This is a genomic window from Niastella sp. sgz303648 (genome assembly GCF_059587045.1).
The window spans coordinates 666251-681077 of record NZ_JCAPSW010000002.1; the positions used below are offsets into that span (position 1 = coordinate 666251).

At 36.7% G+C, this 14827-nt stretch carries 15 protein-coding genes; all 15 read left to right on the top strand.

What is annotated here, in order from left to right:
• Positions 1-79 precede the first annotated feature (79 nt).
• The 15 genes from AC59IL_RS07225 to AC59IL_RS07295 all read left to right on the top strand — a co-directional run bounded on the left by AC59IL_RS07225 (position 80) and on the right by AC59IL_RS07295 (position 14818).
• Entirely contained in the window at positions 80-691 is a 612-nt protein-coding gene (locus AC59IL_RS07225; protein ID WP_496551430.1) for an RNA polymerase sigma factor, read from the top strand.
• A 326-nt stretch (positions 692-1017) separates the two neighbouring features.
• Entirely contained in the window at positions 1018-1956 is a 939-nt protein-coding gene (locus tag AC59IL_RS07230; RefSeq protein ID WP_496551431.1) for a hypothetical protein, read from the top strand.
• Positions 1957-2238: 282 nt separating this feature from the next.
• Complete coding sequence (locus AC59IL_RS07235) at positions 2239-2814, top strand: RNA polymerase sigma factor (protein ID WP_496551432.1); 576 nt, start codon at positions 2239-2241, stop codon at positions 2812-2814.
• Between the two features lie 242 nt (positions 2815-3056).
• Positions 3057-3731 carry a hypothetical protein gene (locus AC59IL_RS07240; RefSeq protein WP_496551433.1) on the top strand — a complete coding sequence of 225 codons (675 nt, stop codon included), beginning with the start codon at positions 3057-3059 and terminating at the stop codon, positions 3729-3731.
• The gene (locus AC59IL_RS07245) at positions 3728-4531 is read left to right on the top strand and encodes a hypothetical protein (RefSeq protein ID WP_496551434.1); all 804 of its coding nucleotides are present in this window, start codon (positions 3728-3730) and stop codon (positions 4529-4531) included. Before AC59IL_RS07240 ends, AC59IL_RS07245 begins: the two co-directional genes overlap by 4 nt.
• Before the next feature lie 30 nt (positions 4532-4561).
• Positions 4562-5266 (top strand): hypothetical protein, encoded by a 705-nt coding sequence (locus AC59IL_RS07250; protein ID WP_496551435.1) that lies wholly within the window; start codon positions 4562-4564, stop codon positions 5264-5266.
• 8 nt (positions 5267-5274) lie between these two features.
• Positions 5275-5973, top strand: a complete 699-nt coding sequence (locus tag AC59IL_RS07255; RefSeq protein WP_496551436.1) for a hypothetical protein — start codon at positions 5275-5277, stop codon at positions 5971-5973.
• A 4-nt stretch (positions 5974-5977) separates the two neighbouring features.
• Complete coding sequence (locus tag AC59IL_RS07260) at positions 5978-6700, top strand: hypothetical protein (RefSeq protein WP_496551437.1); 723 nt, start codon at positions 5978-5980, stop codon at positions 6698-6700.
• A 25-nt stretch (positions 6701-6725) separates the two neighbouring features.
• Positions 6726-7454 (top strand): hypothetical protein, encoded by a 729-nt coding sequence (locus AC59IL_RS07265; protein ID WP_496551438.1) that lies wholly within the window; start codon positions 6726-6728, stop codon positions 7452-7454.
• A 239-nt stretch (positions 7455-7693) separates the two neighbouring features.
• A complete protein-coding gene (locus AC59IL_RS07270) occupies positions 7694-8077 on the top strand; it encodes an ANTAR domain-containing protein (RefSeq protein WP_496551439.1) in 384 nt (127 codons plus the stop codon).
• A gap of 123 nt (positions 8078-8200) precedes the next feature.
• A complete protein-coding gene (locus AC59IL_RS07275) occupies positions 8201-8626 on the top strand; it encodes a hypothetical protein (protein WP_496551440.1) in 426 nt (141 codons plus the stop codon).
• A 49-nt stretch (positions 8627-8675) separates the two neighbouring features.
• Positions 8676-9029 carry a hypothetical protein gene (locus AC59IL_RS07280; RefSeq protein WP_496551441.1) on the top strand — a complete coding sequence of 118 codons (354 nt, stop codon included), beginning with the start codon at positions 8676-8678 and terminating at the stop codon, positions 9027-9029.
• Positions 9030-9087: 58 nt separating this feature from the next.
• The gene (locus AC59IL_RS07285) at positions 9088-9705 is read left to right on the top strand and encodes an RNA polymerase sigma-70 factor (RefSeq protein WP_496551442.1); all 618 of its coding nucleotides are present in this window, start codon (positions 9088-9090) and stop codon (positions 9703-9705) included.
• 364 nt (positions 9706-10069) lie between these two features.
• A complete protein-coding gene (locus AC59IL_RS07290) occupies positions 10070-11497 on the top strand; it encodes a hypothetical protein (RefSeq protein ID WP_496551443.1) in 1428 nt (475 codons plus the stop codon).
• A 108-nt stretch (positions 11498-11605) separates the two neighbouring features.
• Positions 11606-14818, top strand: a complete 3213-nt coding sequence (locus tag AC59IL_RS07295; RefSeq protein WP_496551444.1) for an RHS repeat domain-containing protein — start codon at positions 11606-11608, stop codon at positions 14816-14818.
• The last annotated feature ends 9 nt before the right edge of the window (positions 14819-14827 follow it).

Consider the following 14827-nt stretch of genomic DNA (forward strand, 5'->3'; position numbering starts at 1 on the left):
TTTTCAACATAAAGGCATTCAGGTATAGGTACGATATAGTGGCTTTAATTTATGTATAGGAGATTAAGCCATGATACACATGAATAAGGACATTGCTGTGCTTTCGTTTGAGGTGGTTTATAAAGAATATCAAGCCGAGCTCTTCAATCACGCATTTCGTTTAGTAAATGATACTGCGTGTGCTGAAGATATTGTAACAGAGATTCTATTAAACTACTGGGAAAAAGAGGCTGACTTTGATAATATCAGGTCGGTCAGGGCCTATTTGTTTAAATGCCTAAGAAATGCCTGCTTCAATTTTAATAAACAGCAAAAGTTCCGTAAAAGGCAAATAGAAAAAATTAGATACCTGCAGGATGTTTTTGAAGATCTCTATACATCCAATTCAACCCGTTTAGAAGGGTTCCTATTTTCTTACTCAAAAGAAAATAGAACTCTTATACGCTCGCAGAAACTAAAAGACGGTGTCCGGTACTATGAATTCATTTACTCAGAAACATTAAAAGGATTACATAGATCAATTAAGCGACTACCTCCCAAATGCAAAGTCGTAATGGAGCTATGCTATATTCAAGGTCTTAGCTGTTCACAAATCGCGGAAATATTAAAACGCTCTGTAAACACGATCAGGAATCAGAGACAGAAAGGCGTGCAAATGCTAAAAGAAAAAGTTGGAGTTTATATGAATTAAATAAAAAATGTAACAGCCCTGTGAGTGGATATGGTGAAACGTAAGGCATTTAGCAATTTTAGAGGGCCGGACCCTCGCAGTTAGTGAAAATGCTTTACAACCTTGAGATTTCCCAGGAACCAGGCCGATGGTGAAAACCCACCCAAACTGGTTAAATTCTTTCGCCCGGTTTTTAACTCAACCAAAGTCTCATAGTTGAGCCTATAACAGTATAATACACTGTTTAGTATTGTATTGTTATGCTCTCACTGATGATACCCTTTGCCCTATTGCACTATTTAATACCTAAAGGAAATAGAAAGAGAGAGAACCATTAAAATTTTTCTATGACTAAAAAGAGTCTTCCTAAACTTTTATCATTTGCTTTTATAATTACTTCGCCCTACTGCACAAATAAGGCATCTGAAAAAGATATTTTAGCCAATACAGATACTACTGCTGTTTCTGAAAGATTTGCTACCCAGGCTGAGATCAATGAATTTTTTAGAAAAGATTCTTTATCCACGAAGATCGAAACAAAGAAAGTTTATAAGCTAAGCAATAACCTATATGTGAATTCTACCGTCCAAAAGCGATGTGAATATCTACCAGCAGTGGATACAATTGAAATAGATACTGTAGGCCTTCCTATTAAAGTATATCAAATTCCATTAGGCCAACGGGAACACTTTAAACTGCCTGGTGGCATAGACGTTCAGGCGGATGCTGGTACTACCATAATTGCCTCACAAAATTTGGCAAAAGATCCCCAAATTAAAATTGAAGGCCGGGCAATATTTAAAACGGAAAGGAGAAAACATCCAATTATTGTCACAAATGGAAATACTAAAATCTATCTGAAATCTGGTATCATAGATGTGATAACCTACGAAGATGAGCCATATACATATGTTTCTGTAATAAAAGGAACAGCGGAAATAAGGTTTAGACAAGCCACAGCTTCGCTAACTGAAGGTTGTTATGTAAAATGGGTTCGTGGCACCGATAGCGGATACCATTATCAAAGGAATACTGACAAATATATACCCTCGCAGGCAGCCTTCATTACTGCGAATGATTATAGTGGTAGCGCATTTCTTAATAAGCTTCAACGTTGGTATAAAACACCGATCATGTTTGTCGGTAATCCTGACAAATTTGTTTTTCAAGGAAAAATTCCGATTTCCACATCAATAAAAAATTTTGTAATCCTAATGTCTGCCAATAACTGGAAAACCGAATTCTGGATGTCGCAAGGTAAATTCTCAATAAAAATTAAAGAATAAATCTATATGAAAAACAGGTAAATGGTATTGGGCCGGTCCCCAGGCTTGGGGTCGGATTTTAATTTTTCAAATTATATCTAACAATATGAATCGCATAAATAAAACAAACTAATTACCTATGAAAACATAATCAGTTAAAACTGTTATTACATCACTAAGAACAAAACTACCCGAAGATTATGAAAGCAGACCGCCGGCGCCGTTCTCACCATAACCATTAAAATTTCGCAACTCAGAGGCGCCGGCTTTTTTATCTCAATAAGATAATACGGAGTAATAAACATGGGCTCGAATCTGGTAATAAAAAAACTTAGTGAAGGAGACGAGAAAGCATTTAGAGAAATATACTATAATCATTATAACTATGTGTTTCATATTGCTAATAGAATACTTAAGCAAAGAGACAAAGCGGAAGATGTTATAACAGATGTATTCATATCTATTTGGTTACATCGGCACATTTTTGAAAAATCTGATGAGATAAAAGCATACATAATAGTTTGTGTCAAAAACAAATGTTTTAATATAAAAAGATATGAACGAAGAAGAAATAATTGGAAAGAAAAAATGGTTGAGGCCTTATATGAGGAAATCATAGTAGATCCCGACAAAAACTTTAAAATACTCAGAGAAGATGCAGCTCTGGAATTGATATATAATATAGCAGAAGATTTACAAAAAGGTATTAAAGAAGCATTTTTCCTGTTTTATTCTGATGGAGAATCCGCGATAGCAATAGCTGAGCATCAAAATATAACAAGGCAGACTGTTTACTATAGACTACAAGAAGGAATAAAATTTGTAAAGGATCGGATAAGCAGATTACCCTACAAGATTATTCGTGAATATTATAGGTAGTACTTGAAATAATAAAAATATTTTTTTAACCAGTACCAATACTAAGAAATTACTCGCATGCTTTTAACAAAACTTATAATAAAAAAAGTGTACCCCGCATTGCCAGGGGCATAACACATGGCTATAAGCCTCGTCTGATGCGGACTATATGTTAGTTGAAATGTATGTGTGAGAACCAATTTGCAATTAAACCAACTGATACTGAATGAATATTTGTTAAACCTTTTTTTAATTAAGATCAAATGAAAAAGCTATGCTTGTTATTGATTGTATTTTTAATTATCAAAAATGGACACAGTCAAAATCTTTCTTCATCGCCTGTGTTAGATACCGTTCCGTTTATATATAGTTTGACACAAACTCTTTCAATCGTCAGTAAAATAAGATGCGCTATTAATCTCTTTGCATCTCACTTTATTGTTAAGGATTCTGTGAGTTATTTCGTTGTTGAATTGTATTATGATAGTACCTTTCTTGAAACCCATGAAAGCGAGATCAATAATACAAGTGTATATATTTTTGATTGCTGCTTTAGTTTAGCCTTAAAGGAACATATTGAATATTTCCTGTCAGAAAACAAAAGATTTTTGGTTCGCGTTTTTAACACGCTGGGAAAATTTGTTTTTGAAAATTCTTTTCCAATACAAGACTATCAACTAAAAACGCCAACGTTAGAGTCCCTTGATTTTTTTCTTAAAGCCCTTCGCGTTCCCACTACCTGGTTCGTTAAAAATGATATTCTGCAATCTCAATTTTATTGTATAAACGAAAAAGACCGCAATGATTATTTAAGAGATTTATTATTTGTATTAAAATCCATCCATTATTTAAACGATAATTGGAAAGAGTGGCAAGGAATTTATGTGCCCTGTTCAAACGCGCAGCAACCCGTTACGACAACAATACAATTAAAATGAAGAAACTCTGCTTTGCCATTTTTGGCTTTTTGTTTTGGTGTCATGGTTTATGTCAGGATACAATGTCTGGAACCAATATTCCATTGCAAGATTTGATCAAAATTGATGTGAATAGAAAAGATTGGTCTATGATGGATAGAATTTATTTGATGGCACGAGTGATCAGTCCTGACTGTACAGTGCGCACGAATAAAGATTCTTTATCTGTTTTTTATGCAATACCTACGAAGACAAATGATAGTGCCGTAATTTCTTATGCTGCAGGTCATATCCTTGATGCAATAGCATCCTACGGCTTTAATAAAGACAACTTGAATTTTAAAGATGTTTCAATTCTCTTTACTGTTAAGGATACAGTACAGTTTGTGTTGGGTTATGATATGAATAAGTTCGATTACCATAAATACCAACTTAAAGATTTTTTAAAAAAGATTTCTCCAGCGCTTTATTGGTCAACGGTCACGGACTATGCTGACAATTTCAATGGTAAACAAACGATTGTCATGCGATATTTTGTTGACAGCAGTTACCAATTATCTGATTTCAGATTTCTTAGAACTTATAATCAATTCATGACTTTGATCATCAATGATCTGCTTTATAGAAGTTCAGAAAAAGTTCGGAGTCAATTTGATGGTTTGTTATCGATCTTTCAAAGCATGCAGGGGGAGGTCTTATGCTTCTGGCACAACCCTTTAAATGATCCGAATTTTTACAAACAATACCATAATATGTATTTCGAATCTTCAAAAAACGAAAGCGAAATTTGGAAGCGACTGAATGATGTACTGAATAAATAATAGATCAAGCAACCGTTCAAATTGTATGCTATGAGAAAATGTATTTTGACTATCCCTTTGAGTTTTTTTATTAACTGGGCATGTTTAGCTCAAGAAATAAATTCGCGTGATTATAGAGCTTCCATTTTATCTTACTTGGTTCAACCGGTGGAATATCCTATTTGCTTTTCTTCTCCGGGGCAAGAAAATAAACTCAATTACAATTTTGGATTCCTTGCTATTAATAAACAGGGACAGCCAGATACTTCGGCATCAGTCATTATGGATCATTTATGTGAATTAGCCTGGGAATATGCGATATCAGATAGTACATCCTACTTTGACTCTCTTTATATATTTCTTACTGATTCTACTAATGAAAACATCCTGAACTCTTATTCTTGTTATTGTAACCCAAAACGGAATAAAGTTAAAATGCCCATGGAAATTAGGTTGGGCTTCCTTACCAGAATTCTTTTCATTCCCGCCGTATTCAGTTTACTGCCGGGAGAAAAAGGCGATGACCTTCTTGTGTATTTATATGTTGAGAAGTTCCCTTATCCCTGGCATATTTCAGAGTTTCAAAAATACGCACGTGTACTGGCAAAAGTTTTATTCGAATTCGCCATCGAAAGGGACTACAAAAAGGTGATCACTTTTACAATGAGAATTATTGATAAAAACAATACCATGCTTGATAGAATGATTTTCTATACAAATAATATGGCGGGAGTAGCTCCCCTTCCAAAAAATTGACTGATCATATGAAACATGTTACAGCTTGTTTACTGGTTTTGCTTTTTTCTCCTTGCATGAATGCCCAACCTTCTGTTCGAAAAAAGGGCACTGTTTTTATGCACCTGATTCAACCAGGTAAAGCACTTCCGGGACGATATGAACCTCCCACGAAATTTAAAAAAGGATTTTTATCCTTTTCAGTGAGAAAACAGGACCATTTTTTTTCTTTAGACAGTACGATGAAGATCCATTGTATGTTAGGGTATATGGATCTCCTGAAGTACTACGTTCTTAAGGATAGTACCAAATATTATAAAGACCCCGCGCTAATTCGATTATATGACAAATATGGAAATTTTAAAGCTACATGGCTTATTCCGACAGAGGGTAATGCGCCCGTGCTAAATTTTCGCCAGCGGGTGGGCTGCGTTATAGAAGCAATGCCTATACGAGCGGTTATTTCTGTATCCGATCCGATTAATGGCAAACGGGATATCGCTTTAACAATATTTGGTGATGATTGGGACATCCGCAATGACCTTACTGCAATGGATATCTATGCTGAGGTTGCGGCAATTATCATCTATGATTTTGTCATCGAAAAGAACGACAGGGAATACGATCAAATCATAGTCAAAACACAAACGGACTCAGGAGCACTTATACATGAAAAAACATTTTTTGTAAAGTCCGATAAGATATTTCGAAATTATAACTCAAACTGATTGCATGAGAAGAATAGGTTTGTTTATTGTCTGTTCGATTTTTTATTTCCATCCGTTTGCACAGGAAACAAGTCTTACTGTTTTGCAAAAGGCCGTACTGTTTTCGTTTTTAATGCGACCTGATCAAGATACCTGTTTGTATTATCCTCCCGATCATTATGCAAAGGGATACTTTCTTTTTGGTTTTCATGGGGACGATTCCTTTTTAAAAGACAGCGCAAAGGTAAATTCCAAGCTCAGCGCTATGTTCGATTTCTTTTACCGGTTTGCAATTGCGGATAGTCTTTCATACTATGAACATGTAGAAATTAATCTTTTCGATTGTAGCCACCATAACAAGTATTCCTATTTTGTTCCTGCTAATTATATAAAGCAACATGAATTGACAGTGGAGGATCGACTTTTGTGTTTTTCAAGAGCTTTACCCATGCCTGCTCAGGCCAAAATTATTCAAAGGTCTAATGAAAAAGTAATCGATATACGCCTATATACAGATAATTGGAAGTTTAAAGATGATCCTTTAATTACCGACACATATTACCAAATGCTTACTTTGGCGGCTTTTACTTTTTGTCAAAACAAAAAGGAGAAATATCCGCATATTCTCATCAGGACTATTTCAGGGCAAGATTTAAAACCAGTATTAAAGTTTGATAATGAAGCTGGCGACATAATAAACGATATTGAAAACTTTGATCTTCTTTTTATAAAAAATTATAAGGAGTGAAATATCAAATCAATACAACTTCTTTATGAAATATTATCTACTCACTTTGCCACTTGTTTTTTTCGGGTTCGTTTCGTTTAGTCAGAACAAATCGGTGCGGGTAATCGATAAGGTGTTACATATTAGCACAGTTGCCTCTCCTTACTCTGAAATGGATTATGACTACCCGCTTACCAAGAATAGCAAGTGTCGCTTTCTCATTGGTATACCTTATAATTCAAGCTATTGCTACCTTGATAGTGTTACAAGAACTGACCGATTTCGGGCATTGGCTTATTTTATACAAAATGAGGCAATTGGAGATAGCGCAAAGGTTTTTACCGGTGCCTACATTATGACGGTTTCTCTTGATTCTGCCAACCCTTGCTACTATGAATATTTTACGGGTAGCCTTGAAAAAACCAAAAACTTGTCTACCGATGAAAAGTTGAATTTGTTAGCCAAAATATTTCCTTTCGAAGCTAATTTTGAAATTGATCCTGATGAACCAGGGAGAGTTTTGCTCGGTGTAAACCTTAATAAATTATTTGTCCAGATGGACAATTATGATCTTTACTTTCAACACGTCGCCGGTGTGGTTTATGAAATGGTAGGAAAAAAAGATCCAAAAACTGTTAAAAAGCTCGTAGTAATATTTAGAAAAGATGACAAAATAACGAAAATGCTTACCTATAATTTCGAAAATGCACAGTTGAATTTTGTTCCATATAAACCGAAACAAAAACCTTTATTACTCCCAAAAATCGACATATAGTAGAATTTCTTTGCTTAACAATTATCCATTGTGAAAACTCATTAAACATAGGAGTTATGGCATTCTTTAAGTATTCCGAACCCTTAAAAAAATCATGATGGCTATGATATTGATTTGCAGATCCATAAAATTCATTCAGTCAAACTAACAACAAACAAACTGTCTTTAAACCGATTCTATAATATTGTGCCAATGTTTTCTTGCTTTATAAGGGGACACCGTAACTAAACAATCTTGCAATGACCAAACTAACAATTGTAATTATTGATGATAACATAAAATTTCGAGAGCTGATTAGTAGTTTTTTGATTAATTCCGGTTACAATGTAATTGGGCTTTATGGCCATAAAAGTTTTGAACAGGATATCATATTAAGATCGGCAGATATTGCAATCGTTTCTTACAGAGGAGGCGATCCAAAAACTCTTGAAACTATTACGTTGCTTAAATCGAAATATTCCCTAAAGGTTTTGGCAAGCACTTCAGTTAATAATAACAATTCTACTTCAAAGTTGAAAACCTTGGGAGTAGAAGGCGCTATTTCTAAATTTGACAGTGATGATCCGTTCAAAATCATTAACGCCTTAGAAGAGATTATAAAGGGTAATAATTTTTACCTATGACTACAATAAAACTGGATCCCAATTCTTTTAAAAAATTAATTTACGAAAATGGAAAAAAGCAGCGACAAGCAATATAGGCTATGCTGATTACCCTATTCTTTAAACCTTTTTAAACTAAAGACTATGAAACAGGTATATAATGGCGGTATGTATTTCTTTGTTTTATTGACTGTACTTAATACCGGATGCAGGAACAGGATCAGGAACGTAAAGCCAGTGATTTCTCCGGGCGAAAAGTACTTCCAACGTGCTTTCAGGTATACCGCTGTACATGATGTTGCAGTTTGGTTTTCTAATGATACCATTTCATTCAGGAACTTTGATAGTAATGACCGGCCCTCGGATGAAGTGCAATATAAAATAGCAGTATTAGATACAATAGCAAGGGACATTGTTGATAAAGTATATAAGAATTATACCTCTGACAGTTTATCCTATACTATAGCTGCCAATAAAGTATTTGGTATCGAAACGCTATTTAATGCCGGTGAACCATTTAAATCTAAAATTTCTAAACCAATGTTTTATAATACCAATGATTTTAAATAAGCAGCTCTATATATCCAAACCATAATTAATAAAAACTAAAAATTTGTCAATGAAAAGACTCATAGTTGTGATTTTGTTAGAATTGTCAATTAATTGCTGTACTTCTGGACCATGCAAAATAGAATGGAAAGGTCAGTTGCGGGTATCTGCACTACATTATCAATATATTCCATTATGTGGGGATACCCTAAGGATTAAATTGGACCTTGATAGTAGTTATAATTATAGTTTTGATCCTAATTTGCTTAGAATAAAAGCGAATGAGAAGAAATACCATCTTAAAAAGGGGGAGCCGATGATAGTCGAAAATTACAAACTAACATATATCTCTGATACTCTCGAAGTAACTGGTCTTCGCAAATATGAGGGAACATCTATTATTTATGCCGAACCGGCCATGTAGGACGATTGTGTAATTACAAAGTCATCAATTTGTAAAACATAAAAACCAGTTCCTTGATATGGTATTAGATAATCACCTTCATGAAACCCTACATGGGTTTAAAGAAGGAAATACCCAGGTATTCAAAAGTATTTATAAAGAGTATTTTCAAGCTCTTTGCTATTTCGCAGAACGGTTAACTGGAAATAAAGAGGAGGCAGAGGATATTGTAATCGATATCTTCACCAAGCTTTGGAACAAAAAAGAGACATTTGAGACAAAATATAAAATCAAGTCTTTTTTATACATAAGTACCAAAAATGCAAGCCTGAATTATTTGAAGGAAAAAAAGAAAGTAGAAAAGACTGAAAAGGAATTGAAATATTTATTTGAAAAAGATTATTCTGTCAAGAATGATTATGAACTTATAAATGCTCAAATTCTGCAGGAAATCCAAAATCAAGTACAAGCCTTACCTTCCCAACGCCGGCAAATATTTGAAATGGTTTTCTTTAAACAAATGAAAACTGGGGATATTGCTCGTCGGCTGAAGATCACAAATAAAACTGTTCACAATCAAAAACTAAAAGCTCTTCAAAGTATTCGTCACAAACTCTTAAAGCAAGATTTATATATAACATTGATTTTATTCGACTGGTGGATATCACATTCTCCAGGTACAGTTCAGTTTGTTTAAGCTGTATGGGTTTACACGCATGCCCTATAAATATTTATACTTATCAAATTATCATTTGATAACATTTTTTGTCAAAAAATCATCTCTGCTTGTTTTCCTAATATAAGCACAGGTGTAACGGAATGGATCAGGGCTTAAGTATGACTTGATTTAAAACAACAATTAAGATTCTGCTTGGAAATGTACCTTTGAGTTACTAACGTTGTACTGTAATTTACCAACCAACACTTTTGCACAGTTTTCAGTTCCCGACAAATACTTCACTTAAGAATTAATCTGTACTTACTAACGTGTTAAGGAATTTTAGGTAAATAATTTAACAGCCTGGCACTTGATTATTGGTAACCTCCTAAACTATTCGTCGATGACGAAACTGTATCATTTTGTCATGCTCGTAGCGTGCATTTTTATTGCCATTTCTTTACCGGCCCAGGACAGTACAAGCTTGGGAGAAAAAGTTCTATCGTTTCCCACCCGCTTTTTAGATAAAATTATTAACAAAACTTCCCGGTTAGAAGATAAAATTATTTCCAAAGGCGAACATACTTTAAAACGGCTATCCAGGCAGGAAAGACGCTTATACAAAAAGGTATTAAAAAGGGATTCTGCATTAGCCCAAAAATTATTTCAGGATGCACAAGGGCGATACCAGTCTTTTCAATCACAACTCACCAATAAAGCAAATCAGATAGCCGGTCGAAAAGAGTATATCCCTCTTCTTGATACACTTACTACTTCCATTCGATTTCTCGAAAAAAACAATGCATTACAGGATAACAAATTAATACAACAAACATTAGGACAGGTAAACAGCATGCAAAGCCGCTTTGAGCAAGCGGCGCAAATACAACAATATTTACGTAACCGGCGGCAATATCTTAAAGAGCAATTGGGCAAACTGGGTATGACAAAGGAACTAAAAAGATATTCCAAACAGGCATATTACTACAATGCTCAAATTCAGGAGTACAAGTCAATATTAAAGGAACCACAAAAAATAGAACGCAAAGCCATTGACCTGCTTAGTAAAACAAAACCCTTTCAGGAGTTTATGAGCAGGTACAGCATATTGGGTTCCCTTTTTTCTTCAGGTAATGTAGGTAATGTGGCAACGCAGCCTCCTTTGCCGGGATTACAAACCCGTGCCCAGGTTAATAATCTTATACAACAAACAGTCACGGGCCCTAATAATTCACTACAGGTATTGCAATCAAACATTCAACAGGCACAAGGGCAGTTACAACAAAGAAAAAACAGGATTAATGAAATGGGTGCCAACTCCGATGGCGAGTTAAAAGAGTTTCGTCCCAATAGTCAACGCGTAAAAAGTTTCTGGAATCGATGGGAATTGGGTACCAATTTGCAAAGCACTCGCAGCAGCAACTTCTTTCCCGCAAGCTCACAGGTCGGTGTATCAGCCGGTTTTAAGCTCAACGACCAATCGATTATAGGCATTGGCATGGCCGGAAATGTCGGCTGGGGAAAGGATATAAAACATATCGCAATCAGTTATGAAGGTGCAAGTGCCCGCAGTTTCCTTGATTGGAAAGTAAAGGGATCTTTTTGGGTAAGCGCCGGATATGAAATGAACTACCGTTCATCTTTCGATCGCATTGAGCAATTAAAAGCACTAAATGCCTGGCAACAGAGCGGATTGGTCGGCATGAGCAAAAAATATCAGGTTGGCAAAAAATTGAAAGGTAAAATGAGTTTGCTGTGGGATTATTTAAGCTATAAACAAATACCCCGTACGCAGCCAATTGTTTTCCGTTTTGGATACAGCATAAAGTAATCAACATAATAGTACCATAAACCCCTAAACCGTATGCGATTAAAATACTTATGCCTTTTCTTGTGCGTAAATATATGCTTGCAAGGTATTGCGCAATACCAGCAGAATTTGCCACAGCCTAAACCCATACCTCCCAATGCAGCGGCTCTGTTTAAGGTGCTGGAACGGCCGATCGGTAGTTTTACCGGAACAATCCCTATCAGTTTTCCTTTGTGTAATGTGAGCAGTGGATCATTAACGGCTAATGTTTCCTTAAATTATACGGCTACCGGCGGGATAAAGGTAGAAGAGCTGTCTTCTTGTGTCGGGCTGGGTTTTAATTTAAGTGACGGAGGGGGAAGAATAACGCAAATAGTCAAAGGCTGGCCTGATGACTGGTCGTCAGGGATGTTGAATAATCCATATTTAAAACCCTCACAGTTCAACAGTTCCAATAACAATCATTTATATTATGCTGATCATGATTTGCTGGACCTGGAGCCGGATGTGTTTATGTACAGCTTCAATGGTCGTACGGGCAAATTCTTTTTTAAGGAAAGTGGCGAACTGGTGAAGATCAGTAATGATGGGATTAAAATAGATACGCTTAAAGAAAGCAATCCAGGCGCTCCGGGTGGTGTTGGCTTCCGCGCCTTCATTATTACCGACGAGAACGGGAACAAATATTATTTCGGAAGAAAGAAGGACGGCAGCGGCAACTACAGGATTGTAAATACGTCTACCTATTCCAGTGGTTCTTCATCGTCCCCAGACAAGCCGTCTTCCATTTCCTATTTTTTAACGGAGGCTTTTGATATGAATGGAGAGAACAGTATTAAATATACCCTCACACCCGGTGGTAATTTCTTTACAGGCTTTGCTGGTTCGGGTATGCCGCTTACGCTGGGCGGATTAGATTGCCAGGGCTTTACTACATTCAGCAATTATGGTACTGTGCTAACGGATGGATCAGAGTATATGGTATCGCGCATTGATGCTAACAGCGGATATATTCTTTTTGATCTGGCCCCGGACTATACAGGCGGTCCAAAAAAGCTATTGTCCCTGCAGATGTATGATTCGTTAGGTAATTATAAAGGTCAATATAGATTTAATTATGGAACTAACTTTAGCAGTAGCCGGTGGAAGCTGGTGAACTTTTCTCAATTCGGCGCTTCGGGAACGGATAGTTTAACGCACAAATTTGAGTACGATGAGTTTAATAATCTGCCTTCCATCTTAACAGGCAGCATGGATATGTGGGGTTTTTACAACAATGCCGCTAATAATAATACAGCCCTCATCCCAAATATTATTGTTTCCAATGGCTATGGCGATTTTTACTGGGATTTCAACGCTAACCGTGTGGCGAATGGCTTTTATGCGCAGGCGAATATTCTCACCAAAATCATCTATAATACCGGAGGCTATCGCCAAATAGAATATGAAGGCAACAAAGCGGCTGCATTGGGTGATTTTTTCAGCTACCATCCTGATCCTGGGTTTATGGTAGATAAAACTTTCACGGAGAGCAGTTTTCATAATTACGGCACATCTATGCCCTGCCTGCAAAAATTGTTTACTGTTAACAGTTCCTATGCGCTGGTTAAATTTACTTACACGCTTAATAACGTCAACACTACACTTTGCGGCAGCAATTATAATGTAAAAATTTACCGACTGACCGATTCAACAGACTTAACGGGGGGAGCATTGTTATATACCTTTAATGGACAGGCAAGCGGTAACTGGAATTTGAAGAATGGCTATTACCGGGTAGATGTTAACCTTACTACGGTTTCGAGCTGCACAATTGGAAGTATTTCCGGTAGCTGGAAGGAAGGTATTGCTGATACAGCGCCCATGATCTCCACGCCTTACGGCACCTGGCACCGGCGGCAATACAATGCAGGCGGTGTAAGAGTAAAAGCAGTAAAGGACTATGATCCTGTGAGCGGTAAAACCTATGCAACCCGCTATTACTACAAAATGTATTCCGTGGATTCCACTATGGGTAGCGGATTGTTAGCTTCTCCTGTAGATATTACTTCTGTTGAAAATAACTGGTACACCCGTTGCCAATACGTAAAAGTATCGGGTAACACCGCGTATCCCTTAGCATCAGATGGAGGGTCTTTTGTTGTCTATCCTGAAGTGCGGACGGTAGATAGCGCAAATGGGTGGACCGATCGGATTTACACCTATGCATATGATCAGCCTGATTATGGTTTTCCCACCGGTCCGCTTTATGATTATAGTTATTACCGCGGCAAGTTGGCGCAGGAAAAAGTGTACCGGCAGGATGGCCAACTGATCAAAAAAACAACCACCGATTGGATGTGGAGCATTCCTCCTTCTCAGATCGGTAAACGGATTAAATTGTACTGGCACCGTGACCCGCTGGGAACACCGACAAGTCCCGATTACTGGTCAGAGGGTGCGCCGCCTATAGGCAGTTGTAATGATGAATTTAGTGATTGTATAGCCGATATTACCGATGTCAATGATTATTACTTTAGCTTACCTCTCACCGTTCCTTATCAGACCATTGATTCTGCTTTCTCTGCAAACGGTTCAGGGATAGCGCAGGTGGTTAAAACCAGCTACAGTTATGATACCAGCGGCGGTGTCTATCTTCTGAAACAAAAGAAAGTAACGATCAACAATAATCAAACAAAAGAACAAACCTATAAATATGCCTTTACCTCTGTCAGCGATTTTAAATTGGGTTTAACAGCTACAGAACAGGTGATGAAAGATACCTTAAAGAACAGAAACTACCTGCAACCGCTTGAAGTAGTGGATTCAATAAAAACAAACGGTGCCAACCCGCTTTTTCTCAGCGGCGCAAAATACATCTTCGGTATGTTCAATACCGATAAATTACATCTTTCCAAATACAGGGGATACACTACAGCTGCAGATTCTATCGAAATCAACTTTTCAGCATATGATTATAAAGGCAATCTAACCGAACAATATAAAACAAATGACACAAAAGAAGTAATCCTGTGGGGGTACAGGGGGGTGTATCCGGTAGCAAAAATAATTGGAAGTAACTATGCTACGGTGTCATCTTTAGTTGATCTTTCTGTTCTGAACAATCCCACTTCCGATGTTGTGTTGCGTAGTGAATTGAATAAAATACGCACCTGGCTGGCCGGTAGCAACGCTCAGGTGACCACCTACACATATTCTCCACTATATGGAATGACTTCGATGACAGATGCGGCCGGTAGAATAACTTATTATGAATATGACAATTTCGGCCGGCTTAATTTAATCAGAGACCAAAACAACAGAATTATTAACAAATATGAATACCGATTGAATAACCCCTAATACATCTTA